Origin of the sequence: Pontibacter actiniarum (assembly GCF_003585765.1) — a bacterium.
GTDB classification, from domain to species: domain Bacteria; phylum Bacteroidota; class Bacteroidia; order Cytophagales; family Hymenobacteraceae; genus Pontibacter; species Pontibacter actiniarum.
Genome location: NZ_CP021235.1, coordinates 3,097,092 through 3,118,256, shown reverse-complemented (window position 1 = coordinate 3,118,256; position 21,165 = coordinate 3,097,092). Strand labels below are relative to the sequence as shown.

The window sequence follows — 21,165 nt, the reverse complement described above, 5'->3', positions numbered from 1 at the left end:
ATGGCTAAGAGAGATTATTATGAGATTTTGGGGGTAAGCAAGAGCGCGAGCCAGGAAGAGATAAAGAAGGCTTACCGCAAGATCGCCATTAAATTCCACCCCGATAAAAACCCGGACGACCCTACGGCTGAGGACAAGTTTAAGGAAGCGGCCGAGGCGTACGAAGTGCTGAGCGATCAGCAGAAGCGCCAGCGCTACGACCAGTTCGGCCACCAGGGCATGAACGGCGGCTTCGGCGGCGGCGGTGGCATGAACATGGAGGATATTTTCTCGCAGTTCGGTGACATATTTGGCGGCGGCGGTGGCAGCCCGTTTGAGAGCTTCTTCGGAGGTGCTCGCTCAGGGGGCGGGCGCCGTACCCGTAAAGGCTCTAACCTACGCATTAAGCTAAAGCTGAACCTGGAGGAGATAGCCAACGGCGTAGAGAAAAAAATCAAGGTGAAGCGTTATGTGGCCTGTAGCACCTGCGGGGGCAACGGCGCCAAAAACGGCACCGACATGCAAACCTGCGGTACCTGCCAAGGCTCGGGCCAGGTGCGTAAGGTGGTTAATACCATGCTGGGGCAGATGGTGTCTACGGCAACCTGCCCTACCTGTAACGGCGAGGGCCGCATCGTGACCAATAACTGCGAGGCCTGCCACGGAAGCGGCAGAGAGCTGCAGGAGGAGGTGATCGCCATCAACGTGCCGGGCGGCGTAATGGACGGCATGCAGCTGTCTATGAGCGGCAAGGGCAATGTGCCGGAGCGAGGCGGCGTGCCGGGCGACTTGCTGATCCAGATTGAGGAGGAGCCGCACCCAACCCTGAAGCGCGAAGGCAACAACGTGATCTATGAGCAGTACATCAGCTTTGTAGACGCTGCCCTGGGCGCAGAGGTAGAGGTGCCCACCATCTCTGGCAAGGTGAAGATCAACATCAAGCCGGGTACCCAGAGCGGTGAGATCTTCAGGCTGCGCGGCAAAGGCATCCAGGACATCAACGGCTACGGCAAGGGCGACCAGCTGATCCATGTGAACGTTTGGACGCCGAAGAGCCTGAGCAGCGATGAAAAGGCCGTGCTGGAAGGGCTGCGCTACTCCAGCAACTTTACCCCGAACCCCGGTAAGAACGAGAAAGGGTTCTTTGAGAAGGTGAAAGACTACTTCCAGTAAAAGGACTTCCCTCAACTATAGTTTAGCCCGGCTTTCCGTATAAGGAAGGCCGGGCTTTTTGTTTTCCCTCCTCCCAGAGGGCATGGCTCGGTTTCGTCCGCTTTATTCTTGCCTTAGTCGATTAAATAGCGTGGCGCTGGCGTACTATACGGCAGAATGTATATATTTGAACATACCAAAAACAGATATCCTTGAGCATTCTGAAGATTGACGGCGTAACCAAAACCTACGCCAACCACACTGCCCTCGACAACGTGAGCTTCGAAATTCCGCAGGGCTGTATTTTTGGCTTGCTGGGGCCAAACGGTGCCGGCAAAACCTCTCTCATCCGCATTATCACCCAGATTACGGGCGCCGACAGCGGCAGTGTGTACTTTAGAGGCCAGCGCCTGCGGCCCGACCACATCCGGGAAATGGGCTACCTGCCGGAGGAGCGGGGCCTGTACAAGAAAATGAAGGTGGGGGAGCAGCTGCTGTACCTGGCACAGTTAAAGGGCCTGAGCAAACCGGAGGCAACGGCCCGTATCAAGGCGTGGGTAGACCGCTTCGAGATACGGGAGTGGCTGGGCAAGAACATCGAGGACCTGTCGAAGGGGATGCAGCAGAAGGTGCAGTTTATCGCCACGGTGCTGCATGAGCCGTCGCTGATCATCCTGGACGAGCCTTTCTCCGGCTTTGACCCGATCAACGCGAACCTGATCAAGGACGAGATCCTGAGCCTGCGCGATAAAGGGGCCTCCATTATCTTCTCCACGCACAGGATGGAGTCGGTGGAGGAGCTCTGCGATAACATTGCCTTGATTAACCGCGCCCATAAAGTGCTGGACGGGCCTGTGAGGGAGATAAGAGACGCCTACAAAACCGATACCTACCAGATCATCGGCAACGGGCAGCTCATGATCACCTCCCCGGACTTTGAGGTGCTGGAGCAGCACAACCACCACAGCGTTTTTAGGGCAAACGTGCGGCTGCTGAACAACACCACGCCAAACGACCTGCTGCGCTACCTGATTCAGCGCGTAGAGGTGCACTCTTTCGTAGAGCTGGTGCCAAGTATAAACGATATCTTCATCCGTAAAGTAAAGGAAACACACCATGTCTAAAGTATGGCTGATAATACAGCGCGAGTACCTGTCGCGCGTGCGCAAGAAGAGCTTCATCATCATGACCCTGCTCACGCCGCTGCTACTGGCCACCTTCATGGTTCTGCCAGGCCTGCTTATCTCCATGTCCGATGAAACGGAGACGGTGATGGTACTGGACAAGAGCGGCCTGTTCGAAGGGAAGCTGCAGAACAAGAAGGACCTGAACTTCATTCCGCTGGCCGGCACCCTCGATCAGGCCAAAACCGTGTACCAGGAGACCGATAACACGGCGCTGCTGTACATCCCGGAGATGTCTTTGAGCAACCCCGAGGGCTTTGTGGTGTACGGCAAGAAGAACATCAGCATACAGACACAGGTGCGCCTGGAGAACATGCTGGAGAAGGAGATCGAAAGCCAGCGCTACCTGGCCTCCGGCCTGGACCGCGAAACGCTCGATAAGATAAAAGCAAACGTTGACCTGACGGCCATTAACCTGAGTGACCAGGGAGAGAAGGACAACAACGCCATCATTACCTCAATAGCAGGCGTGGTCGGTGCCGTGGTCATATACTTCTTCATCTTCCTGTACGGGGTGCAGATTATGCGGGGCGTGATAGAGGAGAAGACCAGCCGTATTGTGGAGGTGATGATTTCGTCGGTGAAGCCGTTTCAGTTGATGATGGGCAAGATCATCGGCATCGCCGCCGTGGGCCTCACGCAGTTTCTGCTCTGGATTGTACTTTCCTTTGTGGCCGTTACGGGCGTCTCGGCTGCGTTTGGCATTGATGCCGCTCCGTCGCCGGCCGCGCAGTACGCCGCTGGCCAGGTGGCCGCGCAAGGCGAGGACGTCGAGGAAGGCGGGGCGACAGTGGATAACCCGGCAGAGAAGGATGAGTTCGCCAGCACCATCCGGGATGTGAAGCAGAGCCTCGCTAACCTGAATGTGGGGCTGATCTTCGTATGCTTCCTGTTTTACTTCCTGGGCGGCTATCTGCTGTACGGCTCGCTGTTCGGGGCCATAGGTGCCGCCGTGGACAACGAAACCGATACGCAGCAGTTTATGATGCCGATTACCATTCCGCTGGTTATCTCCTTCATTATGTCGTACTCCGTTGTGCTCAAGAACCCTGATGGGCCGGTGGCCTTCTGGATGTCGATCATACCCCTAACCTCCCCAATCGTGATGATGGTGCGCGTGCCGTTCGGCGTGCCTGCCTGGGAGCTGCTGCTTTCGATGGGCTTACTGGTTGCCGGCTTTATCTTCACGACCTGGATTGCCAGCCGCATTTACCGTGTGGGCATTCTGATGTACGGCAAGAAGGTAAACTACAAGGAGCTGTCGAAGTGGCTGTTCTACAGGGTATAGGTTAAAAACGCTGGGTACCAGATCGCACGGCACAGCGTGTTTGTGTGGCGCGGTGTCCGGCCTCAAGAAAAAAGCATGAGAACGATATTACCGGCTATCCTGCTGCTGCTAGCCATTGGTTGCCAAAACGCGGCAGACAGTAACACGGCTGTAGCTGTAAAGGAGGAGGAGCCTAACTATGCGCTGCTGCAAGCGGAACTGGAGGAAACCTATGACCTTGACCAGGGCGTGCGGGATGTAAACTGGGACTCTGTGAACGCTACCCCTGGTGTACAGCAAGAGTTTATGAAGCAGATGCGGCAGGTGGACTCCCTTAATCAGGCAAAGGTGCTCCCTATCCTTGACCGGTACGGTTGGCTGCCAAAGAGTAAAATAGGAGAGAAGGCAGCTGACGCCTTATTCGTGGTAGTGCAGCACGCCAGCCTGAATACGATTGAGAAGTACCTGCCCGAAATGGAGGAGCTTGCCCTTCAGGGGGAGGCAAGCACTGCAGATGCGGCCATGATGAGAGATCGGTTACTGATGTTCCAGGGAAAGAAACAGCGGTACGGCACGCAGGTGGTCTCCTATATCAGGGAGGACGGGAGAGCTGCTGTATGGCCTGTTGAGGATGTAAAGAACGTGAACAAACGCAGGGCAGCGGCAGGTTTCGAACTGACCGTTGAGGAGAACGCGAAAAGGTTAGGAGCTGTTTTTGATCCTGAGGAAAAGCTGCCGGAAGAGCATGTAAGCTTTTAGTAACAGCCTTTGCAGCCTTGTTACAGTATAACGATAGCCGGGTACCGTTGGTGCCGGCTATTTTTGTTAACTTAGGTTGCTAAACCAGACAGCAGTATTGTATGAAACACAGCTTGTTCACCCTCTTTTTCCTGACTGTAACAGTGCTAGCCATGGCGCAGAAAAACGATAAACCTGCTTACCGCCTCTTTACTAGGGAGGGCAAAAGTATAAGCTACGGCAAAATGCTGGATGAGCTTCAGAAGGCAGACGTGGTGTTGTTTGGCGAGCAGCACAACGACCCGATCGCCCACTGGATGCAGCTGGAGCTGGCCAAAGACCTGCACCAGCTTAAGCCACAGAGCTTTGCCATAGGCGCTGAAATGTTTGAGGCAGACGTGCAGCTGGTGCTGGACGAGTACCTGGCGGGGCAGGTGCCGGAAAAGAACTTTGAGCAGGAGTCGAGGCCGTGGCCAAACTACGCCACCGATTATAGACCTGTTATCCGCTATGCCAGGGAGCAAAACATTCCGGTTGCTGCGACCAACGTGCCGCGCCGCTATGCCGCCATGGTGTCCGGCGGAAGCTTGTCGGCTTTAGAAGGTGTGTCAGAAGATGCCAAGAAGTACATGGCTCCCTTGCCTGTGGCAGTGGATATGGAGTTGCCGGGCTACAAAAACATGCTGGCGATGTTCGGCGGCGGCACCCACGGCAACACAAAGAGCCTAAACATTGTGCAGGCACAGGCATTGAAAGACGCTACCATGGCGCACTTCATACTGGAGCAGGTAAAGCAGGGTAGGCAGGTGCTGCACCTCAACGGGGCTTACCACTCCGATAACTTCGAAGGCATTGGCTGGTATCTAAAGCAGGCGAAACCGGGCGTGAAAACCCGTACGATCACGACCGTGCTGCAGCAGGACCTAGCAAAGCTGGCAGCGGAGAATAGAGAAAAAGCTGATTTTATACTTGTGGTGCCTGAAAGCATGACACGGACCTTTTAGAGTTCTGAGTCAACAGTTCAGAGTCTTGAGTTAGTCTTGTAGCTTCGGGTGCAACCGCGCCTGTCCCTGCTTGTCTAAGGAGTGGAGTCTGTAACTGCCTCTGCCCAAGTATAAACACTGTGCTTAGAGCTACTCAGGAGGCCCCACCCCTGGCCCCAGCACGAGGCCTCGCGGCCGTGAGCGCTCCAAAGCGTAAGGTGAAACGGTAGGTGCGTGGGAGCTGTAGGATGAGCGGAAGCTAGAAAGCAGAGGCTATGGAAGTATAGCAGCGGCAGTCGCGGCACAAGCGGACGCTTGCGCCAGAGAAGCTATTTCAAATATAAGCTGTAAGTGTGGCTTTTCAAGCCGGTCGAGCTCGATACTGTTTAAGACACGAGTCTGAATACTTGCGCTAGAATAGGGCTAGGAAGGCCAGAGAAGGGAGATGCGCTGTAGCTCTAAAAACAGCAAAGCCCGGCTGTACTAGCCGGGCTTTGCCTATCTAAGAGAAAGAAGGTTTCTCGGTTAAGCGGAGAAGGAGCTGCCACAGCCGCAAGTGCTGCTAGCCTGTGGGTTGTTAAAGGTAAAGCCGCGGGCGTTCAGTCCATCCTGAAAGTCTACCTCCATACCCATCACGTACATGCCGTGCTTCTTATCCATAATGAGGGTCACGCCATCCAGCAGAAACGTCTCATCAGACTCTTTTGGCTTATCAAAGCCGAGCAGGTAAGAAAGCCCGGAGCAGCCACCGCCCTGCACACCAACGCGCAAGCCGTACTCTGCAGGTACATTCTTCTCCTTTAAAATATTTTTTACCTCTTCCAAGGCTCTTTCCGTCAAACTTATAGGTGCAGTTTTAGTTTCTGTTGCCATAGTATCGATCATTATTTGTAGCCACAAACTTAGGCAATTTTAAGCAAAAATGCTTAGGCTGTGCCCTGTACTTCCTTAACAGGCAAAGTACGGAAATGATTCATGTATCCTAAATTAATTTTTTGCGATATTTATACTTTCAAATACAGACGAGATGAGTGATTTTATAATTCTGCTGGTGGACCTTTTAAAGCTGGTTTTACCTGCGCTGGTGCTGGTGGCAGGGGCCTATTACCTGTTGCAAAAGCATTACGAGCGTGAGGACCGGCTGCGGGCAACCCAAAAAGACGAGAAAAACACAGGCGTGGTGCTGCCAATACGGCTGCAGGCATACGAGCGGGTCGTGCTGTTGCTGGAGCGCATTACACCGAGCAACCTGCTGCTGCGCGTAAGCCCGGCAGGGCAGTCGGCCTCCGAGTACCACCGGGTGCTGCTGGCAGAGATCCGCAACGAGTTTAGCCATAACATGTCGCAGCAGGTGTACATGAGCGAGCAGGTGTGGCAGCAGGTAAACCATGCCCGCGAAGATGTTGTGAACATGATCAACAAGGGGTTTAAAGAGTTGCCGGAAGGCGCCAGAGGTACAGACCTGGCGAAGCGCGTGCTGGAAAGCGTGCTCACCAATGAGCTGGACCCGACTGCCCGTGCCATCAGCGCGGCGAAACAGGAGGCGCGGCAGACTTTTTAAAGAGGCGCAATTAAGAGCGACTACTGAGAGAGAATGACGTGGATTTGGCTAACAAAGCTTTTAGGTACAGCTGTGGGGCTGTTATGTATGCTCGGCTATCTGCTTGCTGGTCTTATTCAAAAGGACAACTCAAAGTTTAAGAAAGCCGGACTAGCTCTGGTGGTTACCTTTTGCCTGCTTGTGCTGTTAACGGCAATAGAGTTTGTTGCCTTTTCCCGTTGAGAGGGCGCAGGTGAGCTGACTTACATATAAAAAAGAGGGTTAAGGATTGCCCTTGACCCTCTTTTTTATGACTACCTAAATTGGTCCTGAAGCTTTTCTAGTAGCCTATCAACCTGCTCCGGACTATGGGCCGGGAAATTGGCAATACGGATTTGGCTCTCCTTATACTTGCCGTAGCCGCTGCCAACCTGCATGTTGAACGCTGCCAGGTGTTTGTTTACTTCTGAGGCAGGTACAGTTGAGTTGGCTACGATGGTCGTATTGGAGCGGTGCTGTGGGTTCTCAACGGCAGGAGAAAAAACGCTGCTGCTCTCCAGGTAAGTATAAATCTTGGCTGCTTTGGCTTCTGTTTCCTTCCTGATGGCTTCAATGCCTTTGCTGTTCATATCCTCCAGCACCTTGCTTAACAGGTAAATGTTGAGCACGTTTGGAGTTTCCACTGTCTGGTGGCTCAGCGCTTTTTCCAGCAGCGACGGCAGCGTGTGGTAAGACCCTGTCGACAGGCCAAGCTCCTGCAGCTCTCTGGCCTTGGCCATGCAGCGGTCGTTCACCAGCCACACCCCCAAGCCGGCGGGCAAGCCAAAGCACTTCTGCACCGAAAAGTACACCGAGTCTACTTTGGCATAGTCAAACGCGGGGTAGGGCAGCGAGGAAACGGCATCCACGTAAATCAAGGCTTCAGCCGGGGACTTTGCTCTGAACTGGTTAATTTCCTCTACCGGCATGCAGGCACCGGAGCTGGTTTCGTTCTGGATCAAAGCCACCAACTCTGCCGAAGCAGGCACCTTTATACTTGCCGTATCAAACCCCTGGCCGAAAGGGACCGTGTGCTGCTGCGCCTCCCGGCCCAGTTCCTGGGCTGTTTCGTAAAAGCGTTTGGAGAAGGAGCCGTTCACCAGGTGAAAGCTCTCGCGGCGCACGTTGTTCTGAACAGCCCGTTCCCAAATCTCCGTGGCTGATGACAAGAAAAGCACCTCATACTCATCCGGCAGTTGCAGCAGCTGCCTCAGGCCCGCCTCAGCACTGGCATAGATCTCCTGAAACTGTTTGCTGCGGTGCGAGATGCTGCCGATCTTCTGTGCCAGCGCCTCCTGCAGGTGCTGCGGCACCGTGGGGTACAGCTCAGACGGGCCGGGTGTAAAGTATATGTTGTTGTTCATGGATGTTTCCTGTAAATAATAGACCCTGGCGCAAGTGTCTGCTTGTGCCGGGCAAACCTGTTGCGTCTTAATAAAGGATGCGGAACTTGATGGTGTGCGGTACCTGCTTCATGTCGTTTACCACCTGCTTGTCGTAGGCTTTGTCGATATCGGTGATGACATAGCCCACACGCTCATTCGTTTTCAGGTACTGGCCCAGGATGTTGACGTGGTTCTTTGCCAGCACCTGGTTGATATTGGCCAGCACGCCCGGCACGTTGGCGTGGATGTGGATGAGGCGGTGTGCGTTCTTCAGCTCCGGCAACTGCAGGTTCGGGAAGTTCACGCTGCCGTAGGTATTGCCGGAGTTAATGTAGTCCATGATGCGGTTCGGGACAAAGTTGGCGATGTTGACCTGTGCCTCGGAGGTGCTGCCGCCGATATGCGGCGTCAGGATCACGTTGGGCAGGTCGCGCAGCTCGCTTTCAAACGGGTCGCTGTTGGTGGCGGGCTCTTCGGGGAACACATCTATACCGGCGCCGCTGATCTTGCCGGACTTTAGACTTGCTACGAGTGCCTGCAGGTCCACCACGTGGCCGCGGCTCAGGTTCAAGAAAATAGCGCCCTCTTTCATGGTGGCGAACTCCTCGGCTCCGAACATGTGCTTGTTCTCCGGGCGCCCGTCCACGTGCAGGGTCACATAATCGGCCTTCTCCAACAACTCGTGCAGCGTGTTGCATTTGCGGGCGTTCCCCAGTTGCAGCTTCTCCACCACATCGTAGTAGTAGACCTCCATGCCCATCGCCTCTGCCAGCACCGACAGCTGTGCCCCGATGTTGCCGTAGCCAACGATGCCCAGCTTCTTGTCGCGCACCTCAAAGCTGCCCGAGGCAGACTTATCCCACTTGCCCTGGTGCATTTTACTGCTCTTGTCCAGCACGTTGCGGCTCAGGATGATAATCTCCCCCAGCGCCAGCTCCACCACACTGCGGGTGTTGCTGTAGGGGGCGTTAAGCACCGTTATACCGGCTTCCAGGCAGGCATCCAGGTCTATTTGGTTGGTGCCGATGCAGAAGGCGCCCACGCACATCAGGCGGTTGGCGTGCTCCAGCACCTTGCGTGTTACGTGTGTCTTGCTGCGGATACCAAGTATGGAAACATTCTTTATCCTCTCGCAAAGCTCCTCCTCGCTCAGCGCCCCGCTTACCGTCTCTACCTGGTAGCCTTCTCTGCGGAACAGCTCCACAGCCTGAGGGTGCACATTTTCGAGCAACAGCACGCTAATGCGGTTTTTAGGGTATGATATTGCCATCGGAAGTTTGTTTTGGTACAGGAACTCATCCAGGCTTGGGGCAATATGCTCTGCCTTGGCCACCACGCTGTCGCGCACTACGTTTTCGGTGAAGGCGTAGAACTTGTTGGCCATGCCCGCCTCTTTTATCTCGTAATCGGTGTAGCCGTCGCCCAGCACGTACACGTCGCCGGGCAGCGCCAACTGCTCCAGGAGCTTTATTTTGCCTTTGTCCAGGCTCAGCAGGTTTTCCTTGTCGAAGCCGGTCAGGTTGCCCTGCGCATCCACGTGAAACGTGTTGGCGTAGATGTTCTCCTCCTTTATACCGTACTCTGTTACAATCGGGGTGATGAACTCTTTAAAGCCGCTCGACACGATCAGGATCTGGTCGGCGTACTCCTGCAGAAAGTCCCTGTTGCGGCGAATGGACTCGGACACGCGCTCCTTTAGCCTGTTGATCAGCAGCGGCAGGTGGCTCTGGTGAGCCTGCAGGAGCTCCAGGCGCTTGGCCAGGCCTTCAGCGAACGAGCTGCTGCCGGCCATGGCGCTATCGGTGATCTGCTTCACCTGCTCCAGAATGCGCTCGCGCTCCGGGTGGTTCTGCAGCGAGATGGCTCCTAACTCATCCAGCGCCTCTACCTGTGTAAAGGTGCTGTCGAAGTCAATAATAAAGTACTTGTCTTTGCTCATGGTTTAGTATAGGGCGTAAGAAGGCGCACATAAAGAAGCCTTTAAGGTATAAAAAAAGAACCGGCCACGCAGCAGGTGACCGGTTCTTTTTATTGCTTCCTATCTAAAGCAAAGAGGCTACAGCAGTGCCAGTTGCTCGTTAATTGTCCGCTGGTACAGCTTTTCGTACAGCGGCACTATCTTTTCGATATCAAAGTCATGGGCGCGCTTCAGGGCGTTGGCCTTAAAGTGGGGCAGGTGCTCCTCGTCCAGAATGTAGAGGGCGTTCTCCACCATCTCATCCACGGCTCCCACAGGGCTCACAAAGCCGGTTTCCCCGTTTATGTTCAGCTCCGGAATGCCACCGGCGTTAGAGGATATCACCGGCACCTCGCAGGCCATGGCTTCCAGTGCGGCCAGGCCAAAGCTCTCCTTCTCGGATGGCATCAGGAACAGGTCGGCTATAGAGAGTACTTCCTCCACGGCCTCCAGCTTGCCCAAAAAGCGGACATCCTGGCAAATCTGCAGCTCACGGCACAGCTTCTCCATTTTCGGGCGCTCCGGCCCGTCGCCCACCATCAGCAGCTTGCTCGACACCTTCTGGCGCACCTTCGCAAAAATACGGATCACATCCTCCACACGCTTTACGCCCCTGAAGTTGGAGGTGTGCACCAGCAGTTTCTCATTGTTCGGCGCGATGGCCATGCGGAAGTGCTCTTTTTTCTGGCGCTTAAACTTCTCCAGGTTGATAAAGTTAGGGATCACCTCAATGTCTTTCTCTATCTGGAAGTAGTCGTAGGTTTCGGCGCGCAGGCTGTCGGACACGGCTGTCACGCCATCCGACTGGTTGATGCTGAAGGTAACCACCGGCTCAAAGGAGGCATCCTTGCCCACCAGGGTGATGTCGGTGCCGTGGAGGGTGGTGATGATCGGGATGTTGATGCCCTTGGTGCGCAGTATCTGCTTGGCCATGTAGGCCGCCGAGGCATGCGGAATGGCATAGTGCACGTGCAGTACATCCAGTTTCTCAAACCGCACGATGTCCACCATTTTGCTCGCCAGCGCCAGCTCATAGGGCGGGTACTGGAAGAGCGGGTAAGAAGGAATATATACTTCGTGGTAAAACAGGTTCTCGCTGAACATGTCCAGGCGGGCAGGTTGGCTATAGGTGATAAAGTGCACGTTATGCCCTTTCAGGGCAAGCGCCTTGCCTAGTTCAGTGGCTACCACGCCGCTTCCGCCGAAGGTTGGGTAACAAACTATACCAATTCTCATAGTTTCAGATGTGTGACAAAACAACAAGTGCAGCCAACTTTTGTTGCTGCACCTGCTAAACTACTGATATTATTTTATGTTTTCGGCACCATGGCTTTATAAACCACATCATGTATTCTGGTACGGATGTTATACTTTACGAGCTTGGTGTTGCTGGCGTCCGGATACACCCGGTTCGACAGGAAGATGTAGATCAGCTTGTTCTCCGGGTCTACCCAGGCACCGGTGCCGGTAAAGCCGGTGTGGCCAAAGGTCGTTTCAGGGGCCATGCTGGAGGTAGGGCCGTTGCCATCCAGGGCAGGCTTATCCCAACCGAGCCCACGGCGGCTGTCCTTAAACTGCTGCTGGGCAAACAGTGTCACCACATCTGTATTAAAGTACTTGTGGCCGCCGTAGTTGCCGTTGTTCATGTTCATCTGCATCAGGATGGCCAGGTCGTTGGCGTTGGAGAAGAGGCCGGCATGGCCGCCCACGCCCCCCATCATGGCAGCGCCCTGGTCGTGCACGGTGCCCCATATCAGGTTTTTCCGGAAGTAGTTGTCATCCTCCGTCGGTGCGATGATCTCGCGCGGGTGCTTGATCAGCGGGGTATAGGTCAGGGTGCTGAGGCCAAGGGGCGCGTAAAAGTTCTGGTCCATGAACTCGTCGAGCGGCTGGTTCAGCATGGTTTCGGCCACGCGCTTCATGATGTAGAAGCCCAGGTCGCTGTAGGCATAGTCGTAGCCGCCGTCCTTCTGCTTTTGGCGAAGCGGCGTTTTTACCGTCCAGGCCCAAAGCGAGTCCTCCATGGACTTGATGGAATACACGCCCGGTATCACTTCGTTGGTGTAGTAGTCGTTCTGTGTGCTGGCGTAGAAGGTTTCCTTCAGCTTTCGCTTGTCGATCGTCTTTTGCCAGGTGGGCAGGCCCGGGCGCAAGCCTGACTGGTGGGCCAGAATATCGCGCATAACCAGGTTTGCCTTGTTTGTGCCCTTTAGCTCGGGCAGGTAGGTAGAGAGCTTTGCATCCAGGCTGATCTTGCCCTGATCCTTCAGGAACATGATCGCCTGCAGCGTAGCGGCCACCTTGGTAATAGAGGCTATGTCGTAAATGGTTTGGTTCGTGACGGGCTTCGCCGCATCGTAGGTATAGTAACCGTAAGACTTGTTGAACACCACCGTGCCGTCCTTCACCACGAGTACCTGGCAGCCCGGGGTGGCGGCGTAGGCGATTGCCTCTGTGGCGATGTTGTCTATCTGCTGCAGCACCTCGGAGCTCATGCCCACGCTTTCCGGCACGCCATACTTCAGGCGCCCCAGCGAGGCAGTCGGAAGCCCGGTGCCGGCCGTGTACTTCTTTGTGGCGGAAACCGGCAGCTTGCCTTTGGCCGAGCGCGCTCCGAACAGCACCTGCGGCACCAGCGACTGAGACACCGGGTTGTCTTCATAACCGCACAGCAGCCAATCGTTGCCCTCCACCAGCTTCAGGCCGTAGGCGTTGCCCATCATGGCCACAACCACTTTCTTATTGGTGCGTTCGCGCAGGTACTGGATAAAGGCCAGCGTGCCTGTGCCGATTCCGAAGTTCTTGGCAGGCGTCAGGTTCATGCCGTGGATGCTCACGATCACCACATCGTTGTCCTTTAGCTTTGGGATGAGGTTGGTGAAGGCGGAGTCCGGTGCAAAGCGGTCCGGGATCGTGAACTGGTTGACAGGGGCGTAGTGGCCCAGCGTATTCTGGAACACGTTGTTAACGGAGGCGCCTACAGCCACTGAGGCGATGCTGAGGGTATCGAGGTTACGGAAGGGGAGCAGGTTGTCTTTGTTCTGAACCACCGTTACGGCATGTTCGAACAACTGCTCCTGCACCACAGCGCTTACCGGGCGGTCAACTTCCTCCTGCAGGTTCTCCAGCTTAACGGGCTTATAGTTGTTAAGCCCGGACCAGTACTTTGCATGCAGGATCTTGCGTACGCGCTGGTCTATCTCATCCTGTGTTATTGCGCCCTTCTTTACCGCATCCGTAATGATATCGATAGCTGTAGGTACGTCTTCTGAAAACAGCAGCACATCGTTGCCGGCCAGCAGCGCCTTCAGGTCTACCTCGCCCGGCTTATAGTAGCGGCTTACGCCTTTCATGTTCAGGGCGTCGGTAAACACGAGCCCCTTATACTTCATTTTCTCTTTTAGGAGGCCTGTTACCACGGGTTTAGAGAGGGTGGTGGCCAGGTTGCGGGTAGAGTCTACGGCGGGCAGGTATAAGTGCGCCACCATCACGCCCATCACGCCGGCATCAAACGACTGCTTAAACGGGTACAGCTCCACATCCGTCAGGCGCTGCAGGGTATGGGGGATAACGGGCAGCGAGAGGTGCGAATCAGTGTCGGTGTCGCCGTGGCCGGGGAAGTGCTTGGCCACCGCCATAACGCCGTGGTCCTGCAGGCCGCGGATATAGGCGATGCCGCGGCGGGCCACTTCTTCTTTGGACTCTCCGAAAGAGCGGCTCCCGATCACCGGGTTATTGGCGTTGTTGTTGACGTCGAGCACCGGCGAGAAGCTGACGTTCACACCCATGCGCTTCATCTTCAGGGCGATCTCCCGGGCCATCAGGTACACATAGCGGTCGTCGTTCATGGCGCCCAGCGTCATCTGGCGGGCAAAATGCATGCTGCTGTCCAGGCGCATGTCCAGGCCCCACTCGGCATCCATGGCCACCAGCAGCGGCACCCTGGCCGCGGCCTGGAAGCGGTTGGTCAGCAGGGCCTGCCGTTTGGGCCCGCCCTGCATAAACATAACGCCCCCGATGCCATAGCGGCTCACGAGGGTGTCTATCTCACGGATGTGGTGTTCGTTCTTATTGGAGTAGGCGGCAACCATAAAAAGCTGCCCGATACGTTGCTCCGGCGTTAGTGTGGTCATCACGCTGTCGACCCACTGTTTTTCCTGCGGATGAACGACGACTTCCTCTGATGACTTCAGCGACATCAGCGGTGCCATAACAAGAAAAACAAGAATCAACAACCCTACACTAAAACTCTTCAACATCCTACGCTACTATATTTTATTAATTGGAACAAGTCAAAATTAAGCCTAATTTTGCAAAAGGCGGTTCGGAAACACAGACCTTTCCAGAGGTTACCCCGATACTGCCGGCAGCTGATTTGAAGAGAAGGTGGAGAGCCTTACAGCCTACCTGCAGCTAACGTGGCATCAAGAGTAGCTCACTGTGCTAACGCCACCAGCCCCAGCTTTGATATAAACATCGCTATACTTTATAAGACGAAAAGAAAAGCGATTCTGTTGGCTAAATTTCCAGCCTCTGATAAGAATCAGTCTGTAAATTAATAATAATTTTAATTCTGAATTAGTTCTGCGTTTACAATTTAGTAGAAGCAATAATTTGGCCACAGAAGTTCAATTGGCTGATTTAGAATAAAAAAGTATATATAGTAATAAGGAGCTAGAGAATCGGATGCCCGACATCATACATTTACTGCCTGATTTCCTCGCGAACCAGATTGCGGCTGGTGAGGTGGTGCAACGACCGGCCTCAGTGGTGAAGGAGCTGCTGGAGAATGCCATCGATGCGCAGGCCACCAGCGTACAGCTGATCGTGAAGGAGGCAGGCAAGCAGTTGGTACAGGTGGTGGACAATGGTATAGGTATGTCTGAGACGGATGCCCGCATGTGCTTTGAGCGCCACGCCACCTCCAAGATCCGCACCACCGAAGACCTTTTCCAGATCCGGACGATGGGCTTTCGGGGCGAGGCCATGGCCTCTATCGGGGCGGTGGCGCAGGTGGAGCTTAAAACGCGGCCGCAAGGGGCCGACACCGGCACCAAAATGCTTATCGAAGGCTCGGAGGTAGTGGTGCAGGAGCCGGTGGTAACGCCGGAGGGAACCTCCATTGCCGTAAAGAACCTGTTCTACAACGTGCCGGCGCGGCGCAACTTCCTGAAGAGTAACGCCGTGGAGATGCGCCACATCCTGGAGGAGTTCCAGCGGGTGGCGCTGGCTTACCCGGAGGTGGCTTTCACGCTGCACCACAACGAGATGGAGGTGTTTAACCTGCCGGCCACCAAGCTGAGCCAGCGCATCGTGAGCATCTTTGGCAGCACGTACAAGAACCAGATGGCCTACTGCGAGGAAGACACGGGCTTTCTGGTGGTGAAGGGCTATGTGGGCAAGCCGGAGCATGCCAAGAAGGCGCGCGGCGAGCAGTTCTTCTTCGTAAACAACCGCTTCGTGAAGAGCGGCTACCTGAACCACGCCGTGATGACGGCCTTTGAGGGGCTGGTGGCCAAGGACAATCACCCGTTCTACGTGCTCTTCATCGAAATCGACCCGGAGAAGATCGACATCAACGTACACCCGACTAAAACCGAAATCAAGTTCGAGGACGAGAAAACAGTGTATGCGATTGTGCACGCGGCTGTGAAACGTGCCCTCGGAGCCTATAACATTGCGCCCTCGCTGGACTTTGAGCAGGACGTTAACTATGCACCGCTGCAGCCGATCCGCCTGCAGGGCGGCTTTAACAGCGAGTTTGAGCCGGAGGGTAAGCCCCGCAGTAGCAGTGGGGGAGGCAGCCCTTTCCCCGGCTTCACGCCGCCGGCCACCACAACCAAGCGCGCCACCTCCAGGGGCTGGGAGCCGCTGTACGAGCCGCTCAAAGAGGTAGACCAGGAGGAGCGAACCAGCACCGCCACATCGGGCATGGGCCTGCTGGACGATGCCTTTGCCGCCCCCGATGCAGCGCCTGCCTCTACCAAAAAAGCCATCCAGATACACCAGAAGTACCTGCTGGTGCAGGTTAAGTCCGGTGTGATGATCATCGACCAGCAGGCGGCGCAGGAGCGCATTCTGTACGAGAAGTATAACGCCTCGCTGCAGAAGAAAACCGGTGCCTCGCAGGCGCTGCTCTTCCCGCAGACGGTGGAGCTCTCGGCGGCCGATGCCGTGCTGATAAAAGAGCTGGCGGCTGAGTTCAAGGACATGGGCTTCCAGTTTGAGGATTTTGGGGGCAACACCATCATCCTGAACGGTATACCCGCCGATGTGCATGCTGCAGATGAAAAAGAGCTGCTGGAGGAGCTGATTGAGCAGTACAAAAACAATTCGGCCACGTTAAAGCTTGATAAAAGCGAGAACCTGGCCCGCGCCATGGCCAAAAGGCTGGCCTCGCGCTCGCTGGCGCGCATGAGCGACCTGGAGATGAATTCTCTCGTAGATAAGCTTTTTGCGTGCCAGGTGCCCAATTACACGCCGGGCGGGCAGAAAACACTGGTGATCATGGAGCTTGGCCAACTGCATGAGCTTTTTCTAAAGGGCTGAGTGTAAATTGTAAACAGTTAACGTGTAAGCTGCTGCTTTGCCTGTGGGCCAGTTCCCCGGGGGTGAGGCGCCGCAAGCCATAGCTCCGGGTGTTACAGCGATGTTGCAGTAGCGCGGGGCCTGTACCATAGAACGAAAGAAGCATGTTCAATATCACCCCCATGGTCAGGAACCTCCTGATCATCAATGTGGTTGTCTTTTTACTTCAGCTCAGCGGGCTAATCAGCGTAGAGAATTTCGCGCTGTACTACTTTGGCTCCGACATGTTCCAGCCGGTGCAGCTGTTCACGCACATGTTCATGCATGGCGGGTGGGCGCACCTGTTCAGCAACATGTTCAGCCTCTTTATCTTCGGGCCCCTGCTGGAGCGCTTCTGGGGGCCGCAGCGCTTCCTCGCCTTTTACCTGATAACCGGCCTTGGCGCAAGCCTGCTGTACTCGGGCGTGCGCGCCTACGAGCTCAACGGCCTGGAAGAGGAAACAGCCACCTACATGCTCGACCCGGAGCCGATGAAGTTCTACAACTACATGGAGGAGCACTACAGCGGGCGTTACAACACAGAGTTTGCCGTGGAGTTTCGCCGCAACCCCGATAACCCGACCTATGTAGAAGAAAGCAAGGAGGCAGTGCGTTACGTGTACAGCCAGGTCTTCAACAGCCCGATGCTAGGGGCCTCCGGGGCCGTTTTCGGTATCCTGATGGCCTTCGGGCTTTTGTTCCCGAACCTGGAGCTCATGCTGCTGTTTCTGCCCATACCTATCAAGGCGAAGTACTTTGTGCTGTTTTACGGAGCCTTTGAGCTGTACTCCGGCTTTAACCGTGTGCCTGGCGACAACGTAGCACATTTCGCGCACCTGGGGGGGATGCTGTTCGCGTATATACTGGTGAGGATGTGGCAACGTAATGACTACAGTAACTACTAAGGCATAATGAGTATAATCAACGATATAAAGTCTGCCTTCCGGCAACCCAACAATACACTCAAGCAGCTCATACTCATCAACGTGATTGTGTTTGTGGTGCTGATCATCACACGCACCATCCTGGTCCTGACCAGCGGGTCGTGGGTGTACAACATCATCATGCGTTTCCTGGCGCTGAACTCCGATCCGCTCGTGTTCATTACCCGCCCCTGGACATTGATCACCTACTTCTTTACCCATGAGGGCTTTTTACACATCATCTTCAACATGCTCAACCTGTACTGGTTCGGGCAGCTGCTGCGCGAGTACCTCGGCGACCGCAAGCTGCTGAGCCTGTACGTGCTGGGCGGTGTAGCCGGCGGCGCGCTCTACATGCTGAGCTACAACTTTGTGCCGTACTTTGCAGACCGTGCGGCCTTCTCTTTTATGATCGGGGCCTCGGCGAGTGTGCTGGCGATTGTAGTGGGGGCGGCTACCCTGCTGCCGAACTTTGCCTTTAACCTGATCCTGATCGGCCCTGTTAAGATCAAGTACATCGCGGCTTTTCTGGTGCTGCTTTCTATTTCGGGGGCTGTGGGCGATAATGCGGGCGGTAATATCGCTCACATTGGCGGTGCCCTGATCGGCTGGATCTTTATTAAGCAGCTGCAGCGCGGCAACGACATGGGCCGGCCGGTGTTGGCGGTCACAGACTTCTTCGGCAACCTCTTTAAGCGCAAGCCAAAGCTCAAGATCACGCACAGGCGTTTTACCGGCGGCAGCGCCAAGCCCAATGGGAGCAGAGCCAGCAGCGGCCCCGGCACACCGAGCCAGAATGAGATAGACCGCATCCTCGACAAGATCTCGAGCTCCGGCTACGAGAGCCTCTCGAAGGAGGAGAAGCAGAAGCTTTTCCAGGCAAGCCAAAAAGAATAACTTTACCTACTTCAGAAGCAAAAGCGGCTCTTTCATGCAGAAGGAGCCGCTTTTGTTTGTGCCAAACTTCCCAAGCTCAGCGGAGGAATGTTGTTGCGGCGGCTTTATTTGCGTAAGGGAAAGGCAGACCAGGCTAAACTTTACCTGAATTACGAGGTTGTAGTACATTATCGCATTGCCTATGGAAACTTTAGGAATAACAGCAGCAGAGGACCAAAGTATAATGACCAGCCTAACCTGGGAGCTATCGTTTGGGCCGTACCTCCGCTTTCTGGAGCGCCAACTGGCCACGTGCCACAACCCCACCTACAGCGCGTACCTGCAGCGTATCATCGACCTGATCAACCAGGATGAGCGCCTTACGCAGCCTATCCACGACTGGGGCATATTGCAGGAGCACCGGGAGCTGATCGAGCTCCTGAAGCTAAACCACGTCTACCCCTTTGAAGCGGACAAGGACCTGATGTATGCGTTGGGGGTGCCGTCGCCGTTGCGCTTCTTCTCCTACTCCCCCTCTTTTGCTGCGCTCGCGCTAAGCGGCCACGAGGGAGAGGTAAAGCTGCAGCCGTGCGGGCCTCACAGTGAAAACGAAAAGGTAATGCAGGGGGTGTACCGCGAAGTGCTGCACCGCAGCTATGAGGTGCCGCGGGAGGCGTTTGGCACGGAGCCAGCGGAGTTTATGACGCTGGAGGAGAACTGCCAGCCGTGTAACCGCTACTACCGCCTGGTCAGCAACCATCAGTTTATGGAGGTGCGCTGGGTGGGGCAGAAGCCCCCGCTGCGGCACGAGTGGCTGGAGTTTGCCCAGGGTAATGTACAGCGTGTAGGCCAGCTGCAGGAGCCGCTGCCGCTGCACGATATCGTGATAGAGGGCTTTATCATATTTAAGCTGAAGGACGAAACAGAGGAAGAGTCGCTGCTGCGGCTAAACAGCACTCTCGTAAACATGCATGCCCTGCCTGAGCGGCAGCTCGTAAAGCAGATGGTAGCGGCTACCTCCACCTTGCTGGGCACAGAGAAGGTGAGGCTGGGCTTTCTGCCTTTTGTGCAGGTAAACAAGCAGTATGTGTACCACGATAGCTTTGCCTCCACCAGCATCCTGTTCAACCAGCTCCGGGAGCACCACACTTCCGGGGAGTTGGAGAGAATCTTCAGAACGCTGTTTTCCTACTGCTCCAGCCGCAGGCTGCTCAACACGGATATCTACTACGATGCCATCACGGGCAGAGAGGAGGAGGAGCTGCCGCGGTACCTGTATAAGTACGGCATCAGGAGTATGGCTTTCTTTCCGGTGTACCATAAGAGCGAGCTGATTGGCATGATCGAGATCGGGAGTACGGAGCCGGGCCTGGTAAACCTGCAGATGCGCCGCAAGGTGGAGCGCGCTGTGCCCATGTACCGGGAGTTCCTGCTTTACCTGCAGGACAAGTTCCAGCAGATGATCAACAACTTTATCCTGAGGAGGTACACTGCCATTCATCCGTCTATGCTTTGGCGGTTCAGGGAGGCCGCCTGGGAAGCCCTGCGGCAGGTGCCCCGGAGCGGCAGCACGTATGTACCCACACCGCCCATACGGTTCGATGACCTGGTGCCGTTTTATGCTGCGGTAGATATCCGCAACTCAAGCGTGGAGCGCCTGCATGCCACCCGCACCGACCTGCTGCTACAGCTAGAGGCGCTGCACCAGCTTATTCCTGCAAGTATGCAGGAGCTGCGCAGTGCTACAAACCGCTGGCAACGGCAACTGGGCGGGAGCACAAGCCTGGAGGATGAGCTGAATGTATCGGAGCATTTGCAGCTTACGGTGGAGCAACTGCTGGAGCAAGGTATAAACACGGAGGCGGTGGCCGCCTTCAAGGCAAAGCTGCAGGACGGGAACAGCGATTTGCACCAGACCATCCACCGCTACGAGGAGAGCATCGAGGAGCTAAACAAAAAGCTGAAACGGGTGCTGATGCTGAAAGAGCAGCAGCTGCAGGGGGTGCTGCCGTACTACATGGATCGTTTCCAGACCGACGGCTTGGAGTATAGCCTCTACGTTGGCCGCTCTGTAGCACCGGAGCTAAAGTACAAGGAGCAGGAAAGCCTCTCCGACGTTATTGCCTGGCAGCTGCACACCATCGTGGAGATGGCCCAGGTGGTGCATAACCTGCAGGAGCAGTTGCCCTACCCGCTCCAGACAACGCAGCTGCTGCTGGTGCACCTGCACAAAGTCAACCTGAGCTTTAGGCCAGACGAGCGCATCTTTGATGTGGACGGCGCTTACAGCATCCGCTACGAGGTGATAAAGAAACGCATTGACAAGGTGCACTTGCTCAACAGCGATGAGCGGCTAACCCAGCCGGGGACGATCGCGGTTGTGTATGCCAATGAGCAGGAGCTGGAAATGTACAAAGTTCAGTATGAAAAGCTTATGCAGGAAGGTAAGCTGAAACCGGAAGCTGAGTACCTGGAGCTGGAACCGTTGCAAGGCATTGCCGGACTAAAAGCTGTGCGGCTGCATATAACTCTTTAGCCTAAGATAAGTATAGGTGTGGCAGTCTATACGCAAATT

General features: G+C 55.3%; 15 protein-coding genes. 10 read left to right on the top strand and 5 right to left on the bottom strand.

The genetic code is table 11. The annotated features are described in order from the left end of the window. The 5 genes from dnaJ to CA264_RS13395 all read left to right on the top strand — a co-directional run bounded on the left by dnaJ (position 1) and on the right by CA264_RS13395 (position 5,324). Entirely contained in the window at positions 1 to 1,152 is a 1,152-nt protein-coding gene (gene dnaJ, locus CA264_RS13415; RefSeq protein ID WP_025607870.1) for a molecular chaperone DnaJ, read from the top strand. Positions 1,153 to 1,343: 191 nt separating this feature from the next. Continuing rightward, complete coding sequence (locus CA264_RS13410) at positions 1,344 to 2,255, top strand: ABC transporter ATP-binding protein (protein ID WP_025607869.1); 912 nt, start codon at positions 1,344 to 1,346, stop codon at positions 2,253 to 2,255. Beyond that, positions 2,248 to 3,603 carry an ABC transporter permease gene (locus CA264_RS13405; RefSeq protein ID WP_025607867.1) on the top strand — a complete coding sequence of 452 codons (1,356 nt, stop codon included), beginning with the start codon at positions 2,248 to 2,250 and terminating at the stop codon, positions 3,601 to 3,603. Before CA264_RS13410 ends, CA264_RS13405 begins: the two co-directional genes overlap by 8 nt. Positions 3,604 to 3,678: 75 nt before the next feature. After that, positions 3,679 to 4,341 (top strand): DUF6624 domain-containing protein, encoded by a 663-nt coding sequence (locus CA264_RS13400; RefSeq protein ID WP_025607865.1) that lies wholly within the window; start codon positions 3,679 to 3,681, stop codon positions 4,339 to 4,341. A gap of 101 nt (positions 4,342 to 4,442) precedes the next feature. Then, positions 4,443 to 5,324 (top strand): ChaN family lipoprotein, encoded by an 882-nt coding sequence (locus tag CA264_RS13395; protein ID WP_025607864.1) that lies wholly within the window; start codon positions 4,443 to 4,445, stop codon positions 5,322 to 5,324. 504 nt (positions 5,325 to 5,828) lie between these two features. Here CA264_RS13395 and CA264_RS13390 read toward each other — a convergent pair. Then, the gene (locus CA264_RS13390) at positions 5,829 to 6,176 is read right to left on the bottom strand and encodes a HesB/IscA family protein (RefSeq protein ID WP_025607863.1); all 348 of its coding nucleotides are present in this window, start codon (positions 6,174 to 6,176) and stop codon (positions 5,829 to 5,831) included. 154 nt (positions 6,177 to 6,330) lie between these two features. Here CA264_RS13390 and CA264_RS13385 point away from each other — a divergent pair, with 154 nt between their 5' ends. Beyond that, entirely contained in the window at positions 6,331 to 6,864 is a 534-nt protein-coding gene (locus tag CA264_RS13385; RefSeq protein ID WP_036776180.1) for a DUF7935 family protein, read from the top strand. Positions 6,865 to 7,157: 293 nt separating this feature from the next. Here CA264_RS13385 and CA264_RS13375 read toward each other — a convergent pair whose 3' ends face one another. The 4 genes from CA264_RS13375 to CA264_RS13360 all read right to left on the bottom strand — a co-directional run bounded on the left by CA264_RS13375 (position 7,158) and on the right by CA264_RS13360 (position 14,435). After that, complete coding sequence (locus CA264_RS13375) at positions 7,158 to 8,246, bottom strand: aminotransferase class V-fold PLP-dependent enzyme (protein ID WP_025607858.1); 1,089 nt, start codon at positions 8,244 to 8,246, stop codon at positions 7,158 to 7,160. Between the two features lie 67 nt (positions 8,247 to 8,313). Continuing rightward, the gene (gene serA, locus CA264_RS13370; RefSeq protein WP_025607857.1) at positions 8,314 to 10,206 is read right to left on the bottom strand and encodes a phosphoglycerate dehydrogenase; all 1,893 of its coding nucleotides are present in this window, start codon (positions 10,204 to 10,206) and stop codon (positions 8,314 to 8,316) included. Positions 10,207 to 10,323: 117 nt separating this feature from the next. Then, the gene (gene bshA / locus CA264_RS13365) at positions 10,324 to 11,460 is read right to left on the bottom strand and encodes an N-acetyl-alpha-D-glucosaminyl L-malate synthase BshA (protein ID WP_025607855.1); all 1,137 of its coding nucleotides are present in this window, start codon (positions 11,458 to 11,460) and stop codon (positions 10,324 to 10,326) included. 74 nt (positions 11,461 to 11,534) lie between these two features. Continuing rightward, positions 11,535 to 14,435 (bottom strand): glycoside hydrolase family 3 N-terminal domain-containing protein, encoded by a 2,901-nt coding sequence (locus CA264_RS13360; protein WP_084196229.1) that lies wholly within the window; start codon positions 14,433 to 14,435, stop codon positions 11,535 to 11,537. 475 nt (positions 14,436 to 14,910) lie between these two features. Here CA264_RS13360 and mutL point away from each other — a divergent pair, with 475 nt between their 5' ends. The 4 genes from mutL (at position 14,911) to CA264_RS13340 (ending at position 21,126) form a co-directional block, all read left to right on the top strand. Continuing rightward, positions 14,911 to 16,773, top strand: a complete 1,863-nt coding sequence (gene mutL / locus CA264_RS13355; protein WP_025607853.1) for a DNA mismatch repair endonuclease MutL — start codon at positions 14,911 to 14,913, stop codon at positions 16,771 to 16,773. Positions 16,774 to 16,916: 143 nt separating this feature from the next. Further along, positions 16,917 to 17,696, top strand: coding sequence for a rhomboid family intramembrane serine protease (locus tag CA264_RS13350; protein ID WP_025607851.1), 780 nt, complete (start codon positions 16,917 to 16,919; stop codon positions 17,694 to 17,696). Positions 17,697 to 17,702: 6 nt separating this feature from the next. Continuing rightward, a complete protein-coding gene (locus CA264_RS13345; RefSeq protein ID WP_036776172.1) occupies positions 17,703 to 18,611 on the top strand; it encodes a rhomboid family protein in 909 nt (302 codons plus the stop codon). A 181-nt stretch (positions 18,612 to 18,792) separates the two neighbouring features. After that, complete coding sequence (locus CA264_RS13340; protein WP_157593702.1) at positions 18,793 to 21,126, top strand: hypothetical protein; 2,334 nt, start codon at positions 18,793 to 18,795, stop codon at positions 21,124 to 21,126. Positions 21,127 to 21,165 lie beyond the last annotated feature (39 nt).